Annotated in this window: 5 protein-coding genes; 2 read left to right on the top strand and 3 right to left on the bottom strand. The window is 73.8% G+C overall.

The features are described 5' to 3' along the window. The first annotated feature begins 76 nt into the window (after positions 1-76). A complete protein-coding gene (locus ACZ7MY_RS11155; protein WP_499601081.1) occupies positions 77-1,024 on the top strand; it encodes a methionyl-tRNA formyltransferase in 948 nt (315 codons plus the stop codon). Further along, on the top strand, positions 1,021-1,881 hold the full coding sequence (gene argB, locus ACZ7MY_RS11160; RefSeq protein ID WP_499601082.1) for an acetylglutamate kinase: 861 nt from the start codon (positions 1,021-1,023) through the stop codon (positions 1,879-1,881). Before ACZ7MY_RS11155 ends, argB begins: the two co-directional genes overlap by 4 nt. A gap of 855 nt (positions 1,882-2,736) precedes the next feature. Here the strand turns inward: argB and ACZ7MY_RS11165 are convergent. The 3 genes from ACZ7MY_RS11165 to ACZ7MY_RS11175 are packed head-to-tail and all read right to left on the bottom strand — an operon-like array spanning position 2,737 to position 5,682. After that, on the bottom strand, positions 2,737-3,588 hold the full coding sequence (locus ACZ7MY_RS11165) for an ABC transporter ATP-binding protein (RefSeq protein ID WP_499601083.1): 852 nt from the start codon (positions 3,586-3,588) through the stop codon (positions 2,737-2,739). 4 nt (positions 3,589-3,592) lie between these two features. Further along, positions 3,593-4,654, bottom strand: coding sequence for a FecCD family ABC transporter permease (locus tag ACZ7MY_RS11170; protein ID WP_499601084.1), 1,062 nt, complete (start codon positions 4,652-4,654; stop codon positions 3,593-3,595). A 2-nt stretch (positions 4,655-4,656) separates the two neighbouring features. Beyond that, positions 4,657-5,682 carry a FecCD family ABC transporter permease gene (locus ACZ7MY_RS11175; protein ID WP_499601085.1) on the bottom strand — a complete coding sequence of 342 codons (1,026 nt, stop codon included), beginning with the start codon at positions 5,680-5,682 and terminating at the stop codon, positions 4,657-4,659. Positions 5,683-5,883 lie beyond the last annotated feature (201 nt).

Consider the following 5,883-nt stretch of genomic DNA (forward strand, 5'->3'; position numbering starts at 1 on the left):
ATCGCCTCCCTATGCGCGCCACATACTAGATAAGGTAAGCCTAACCTTGCAATAATCACTGAAGGAGAGGCAGCCCATGCGGGTCGTCATGTTCGGTTACCAGACCTGGGGACACCGGACGCTGCAGGCGCTGCTGGAGTCGGATCACGAGGTCGTCCTCGTCGTGACCCACCCCAGGAGCGAGCACGTCTACGAGAAGATCTGGGACGACTCGGTGGCTGAACTCGCCGAGAAGCACGGCGTCCCCGTGCTGCTGCGCAACCGTCCGGACGACGCCGAACTGCTCGAGGCGATCAAGGCCGCGGCGCCCGACATCATCGTCGCCAACAACTGGCGCACCTGGCTGCCGCCGGAGATCTTCGATCTCCCGCCGCACGGCACCCTCAACGTGCACGACTCCCTGCTCCCCGCCTACGCGGGCTTCTCCCCGATCATCTGGGCGCTCATCAACGGCGAGCAACGGGTCGGCGTCACCGCACACCGCATGGACGGCGAACTGGACGCGGGCGACATCCTGCTGCAGCGCTCGGAGCCCGTCGGTCCGCAGGACACCGCCACCGACCTCTTCCACCGCACCTGCGACCTCATCGCGCCCCTCGTGCGCGAGTCGCTGGACCTGATCGCCTCAGGCCGCGCCGAGTGGACGCCCCAGGACCGCTCCCGCGCCAGCTTCTTCCACAAGCGGTCCCTCGAGGACAGCCGCATCGACTGGAACTGGCCCGCCGAGGACCTGGAGCGGCTGGTGCGGGCGCAGTCCGACCCGTACCCCAACGCCTTCACCTACCACCGCGGGGAGCGCATCAGGATCGTCGCCGCCGCCGTCTCGCGGGCCCGGTACGGTGGCACGCCCGGCCGGATCTTCATCCGCGAGGGCGACGGCGTCGTCATCGTCGCCGGCGCGGACGCGCGCGGCGGCCACCGCAAGGGCCTGCTGGTGCGCACGATCCGCACCGACGACGGCACCGAATACGCGGCCACGGACTGGTTCCGCACCATGGGCGGCTACCTGACGACCCGTCCGTGACGACGGCACTGGCCGGCCCCGGGCCGCTGCCCGCCCTGCGCGCGCTCGGGGGCCGCACCGTCGTCGTGAAGGTGGGCGGCAACGCCATGGGCGACGGCTCGCTGCTGCGCACCTTCGCGCAGGACGTCGTCCGCATCCGGGAGGCCGGGGTGCGGGTCGTGGTGGTGCACGGCGGCGGCCCGCAGATCAGCGCCCAGCTCGACCTGGTGGGCATCGAGGCCCGCTTCGTCGGCGGGCTGCGGGTCACCACGCCCGAGGTGCTGGACGTGGCGCGGATGGTGCTGGCCGGCAAGGTCCAGCGGGACCTCGTCGGACTCCTCAACGAGCACGGCCCGTACGCCGTGGGGCTCACCGGCGAGGACGCCCACACGCTGACCGCGGTGCGCCGCTACGCCCACGTCGACGGCGAGATCGTCGACATCGGCCTCGTCGGCGAGGTGACGGAGGTCAACACGGCGGCCGTGGACGTGCTCCTGGACCACGGCCACATCCCCGTCGTCTCCTCGCTCGGCCGCGGCACGGACGGCCAGATCTACAACGTCAACGCGGACGCGGCGGCCGGGGCACTGGCGGCGGCGCTCGACGCCGAGGCGCTGGTCGTGCTCACCGACGTGCCAGGGCTGTACGCCGACTGGCCGCGCCGCGAGCGGGTCCTGGACCGGCTCACCGCCACCGAACTGGAGGCGATGCTCCCGGTCCTCGGGGGCGGCATGGTGCCGAAGATGGAGAGTTGCCTGCGGGCCGTGCGGGCGGGCGTCCGCACGGCCCGCGTGCTGGACGGCCGCGCCCCGCACGCCCTGCTGGGCGCGCTGACCGCGGGGCCGGGGGGCGCCGGCACGACCGTCACCCCGGGCTAGCCGAGTGGCCCGCGGGGTCGCCGCGCCGTGCCGCCGCCGGGTCGTACGGCGGCGGCCGGTCGCCCGGACCCCGCGATCCAGTCGCCCTCGTCCCCCGGCTCGGGGAGGATGCGGCCCCCTCGGCGGCGAACCGGGCGGGACTGTCCTTGATGATCACGAGGATGCGTGACTCCGGGACGCCGCTCACCCTGCTGCCGGGGGCCGAGATCTCCGTGGCCAGCCGCGTCTTCTCCGCGTCCGCGTGGCCGGCGGTAGGCCGCCGTCGCGGGCACCGCAGGTCGATGACGCCCCGTCGGGCCGGTGCCGTGCCCATGTGGGCTCACAGGCGCGGGCATCGAGGAGCCGGCCCCCGGCGCCCATGCGACTGCCGTGGTCGAAGAGGCCGCGCAGACGTCGTGCGCCCTGTCTGTGACCGCGTGGACTGCCTGGCGGGCGCCGAGGTCCCGGAGGGCGGGGAAGCCCGTGGGTGCGCGTCGGCGCCGCGTTCGCCGGGCAGGCGCATGCGGGCCGCTTCGCGTCAACGGTCCATGGGAACCGTGGCGTTGCGGGGCGGGGGCCTTCGGACAGACCGTCGGCCTCCGCGGCTGTCCGCCCCGAACGTGCCGAGGCGACGGCCGGGGTCGACGAGGCCGCGCGGGCGCCGCGCGCCCTGTCCGCAGCCCCGTGCACTGCCCGGCGGGTGCCGGGGTGCTGCCCGAGGACGGCTGGTCCCGTGTCCGCGTTCCGCGTTCGCCGGGCGGGCAGATGCCGGGCGCTTCGCGCGGGTCGAGGCCGTCCGGCAGGCCGCCCCGAACGTACCGAGGCGGCAGCCGGGGTCGACGATGCCGCCTATGTGCCGTGGCGCCCCGTGGCGGGTCACTCGGCGGCGACGGGGACCGCTTCGTGGTGGCGGCCCATGGGGATCACCAGGGGGGTGCCGCTGACCGGGTCGGTGGTGACCTGGCAGCGGAGGTCGAAGACGTCCTGGACGGTCTCGGCGGTGATCACCTCGGCGGGCGGGCCCTCGGCGGCGATCCGTCCCGACTTCATCGCGATGACGTGGTCGGCGTAGCGGCAGGCCTGGTTGAGGTCGTGCAGGACCATCACCACCGTGCGCTGCTCGCGGCGGTTGAGGTCGGTGACGAGGTCCAGCACGTCGATCTGGTGGGCCAGGTCGAGGTAGGTGGTCGGCTCGTCCAGCAGCAGGACGGGGGTGCCCTGGGCGACGGCCATGGCGATCCAGGCCCGCTGGCGCTGGCCGCCGGAGAGCTCGTCCACGGCGCGGTCGGCGAGCTCGGTCAGGCCGGTCGCCGCCAGTGCTTCGTGGACGGCCAGCTCGTCGGCCTTGGACCACTGCCGCCACCACGTCTGGTGCGGCGAACGGCCGCGGCTGACCAGGTCGATCACGGTCAGTCCCTCCGGGGCCACCGGCGTCTGCGGCAGGATGCCCAGCCGCTGGGCCAGCTCCCGGGTCGGCACCGACCGCAGGGCGCGGCCGTCGAGTTCGACGGTGCCCTGGCGGGGCGCGAGCAGCCGGGCCAGGGCCCGCAGGAGGGTGGACTTGCCGCAGGCGTTGGCGCCGACGATGGCGGTGATGCGGCCGGTGGGTATGACGAGGTCGAGGTCCTCGACGACCAGCCGGTCGTCGTACGCCAGGTGCAGCCCGCGCGCCCGGAGGTCCGGGCCCGCGGCGGCGGTGGGGGCGGGGGCGGGGTCGGTGGTCGCCATGGGTTCAGCCTCCTGAGCCCGCGCGGTTGGCGCGGATGAGCAGCCAGAGCAGTACCGGCGCGCCGATGACGCCGGTGACGATCCCGACCGGCAGTTCCGTGCCGGGGATCGCTTCACGCGCGATGAGGTCGGACCCCAGGACGACCGCTGCGCCGGTCAGTCCGGAGGCGGTCAGCGGCGGCCACGCCGTGCCGGCCATGCGCTGGGCGATCTGCGGGGCGGCCAGCGCCACGAAGGCGACCGGGCCGGCCGCGGCCGTGCCGAAGGCGATCAGCCCGACCCCGATGAGCAGCAGCGCCAGCCGTACGGGCTGCACGGCGGTGCCGAGGCCCGCCGCCACGTCGTCGCCGAGCTGCAGGGTCCGCAGCCGGCGGCCCATGCCGAGGGCGAGCGGCACCAGCACGGCCGTGGCGACGGCGAGCTGGGTGACCTGGTCCCAGGTACGGCCGTTGAGGTTGCCCACCAGCCAGCCCAGGGCGGCCTGCGCCTCGAAGCGCTCGCCGCGCGCGACCAGGTAGTCCGTGGCGCTGGTGCACATCCAGGACACGCCGATGCCGACCAGGATGATGCGGTAGCCGGTGGCGCCGCCCTTCCAGGCCAGCGCGTAGACGAGCAGCGCCGTGACCAGCGCGCCCAGCAGGCCGAGCCCCTGGGTGCCGAGGCCGCCGTCCCAGCCGAGGACGATGCCCGCGACCACGGCGGTTCCCGCGCCCTCGGTCAGCCCGATCATGTCGGGGCTGGCCAGCGGGTTGCGGGTCATCGTCTGGTACAGCGCGCCGGAGATGCCGAAGGCGATGCCGACGAGGAGTCCCACGAGGGCGCGCGGCAGCCGCAACTCCCGTACGACCAGCACCGTTCCGGGGTCGCCGGTGCCCGTGAGGGCCTTGACCACGTCGGTGAACCCGATGGGGTAGTCGCCGAGGGTCAGGCCCCAGCAGAACAGCAGGAACACCGCGGCCAGGAGGGCGGCGCAGAGCACCACCAGCCGTGGCCGGAGCACTCCGGAGACCGGCGGGGCCGCCAGCCGGAAGGTCCGGCGGCCGCGGAGGGGGGCGAGGGCGGTCATGCTCAGACCTCCGCGAGCTTGCGCCGGCGGACCAGCGCGATGAAGAACGGGCCGCCGATGAAGGCGACGAGCACGCCGGCCTGCACCTCGGTGGGCCGGGCGACGACCCGCCCGAGGATGTCCGCCGTGAGCAGCAGGCAGGGTGCGAGCACCGCCGACAGCGGCAGCAGCCAGCGGTGGTCGGGGCCGATGCCCGCGTACTGCGCGAGCATCCGGGCGACGTGCGGCACCACGAGGCCGAGGAAGACCACCGGGCCGATGACGGCTACGGACGCGCCGGTCAGCAGCATCACCGCGACGACCCCCTGCAGGCGGACGAGGCCCAGCCGGCGTCCGAGCGAGGCGGCCACGTCGTCGCCCAGGGCCAGGCTGTTGAGCGCGGGCGCGGTGGCGAGCGCGAGCACCGCCCCGACCGCCAGGAAGGGCAGGATGCTGCTGACGACGGCGGCGTCCTGGTCGGCGAGGGTGCCCGCGGACCAGAAGCGGTAGCGGTCCAGCGCGTCGGGATCGGTGAGGACGATCGCGTTGGTCAGCGAGAAGAGCAGGAAGGTGACGGCGACTCCGGCCAGCGCCAGCTTCACCGGTGTCGCGCCCGAGCGGCCCGTCCGGCCGAGCAGGAAGACCAGCACGCTGGTGCCGAGCGCACCGGCGAAGGCGAACCAGATCGTGCCGTGGAGCGAGCCGAGCCCGAACACCGCGATGGCGACGACGATCCCGAAGGACGCGCCCGCGCTGACGCCGAGGATGCCGGGGTCGGCGAGCGGGTTGCGGGTGAGGGCCTGCATGAGCGCACCGGACAGCCCCAGGGCGGCGCCCGCGGTGACACCGAGGACGGTGCGCGGTACGCGGACCGTCCAGACGATGTTGTCGACGAGCCGACTCGAAGGGTGGCCGAAAAGCGCCCGGACGACCCGGTCCGGGGGGATGTCGACGGCGCCCAGCCCGATCGAGAGCACGCACAGCACCGCGAGGGCGGTGGCGAGCAACACGACGAGCAGGGCTGGGCGCAGGCTTCTGCGCGCGGTCACCGGCCTGGCTCCACGGCCACCATCCTTAGGTTAGGCACACCTTAACCCTACCGCCGTGAGCTGTGCTGTCGTGCCCGGCGGGGAGGGCTATCAAGTTAGGTAATGCTTACCTTAATATGGCCAGCGGTCACGGCTCGTCCGAGTCGGTTCCGCACGTCTTGGGAGGCACGGGCACCTGTGTCGGGTAACGAAGAACTGGTC

The sequence above is a fragment of the Streptomyces sp. NPDC111520 genome (assembly GCF_055635295.1).

Bases quoted from the DNA above. Each gene is read 5' to 3' on its own strand.
- ACZ7MY_RS11170 (WP_499601084.1), bottom strand. From the start codon at position 4,654: ATGACCGCCCTCGCCCCCCTCCGCGGCCGCCGGACCTTCCGGCTGGCG.
- ACZ7MY_RS11155 (WP_499601081.1), top strand. From the start codon at position 77: ATGCGGGTCGTCATGTTCGGTTACCAGACCTGGGGACACCGGACGCTG.
- ACZ7MY_RS11165 (WP_499601083.1), bottom strand. From the start codon at position 3,588: ATGGCGACCACCGACCCCGCCCCCGCCCCCACCGCCGCCGCGGGCCCG.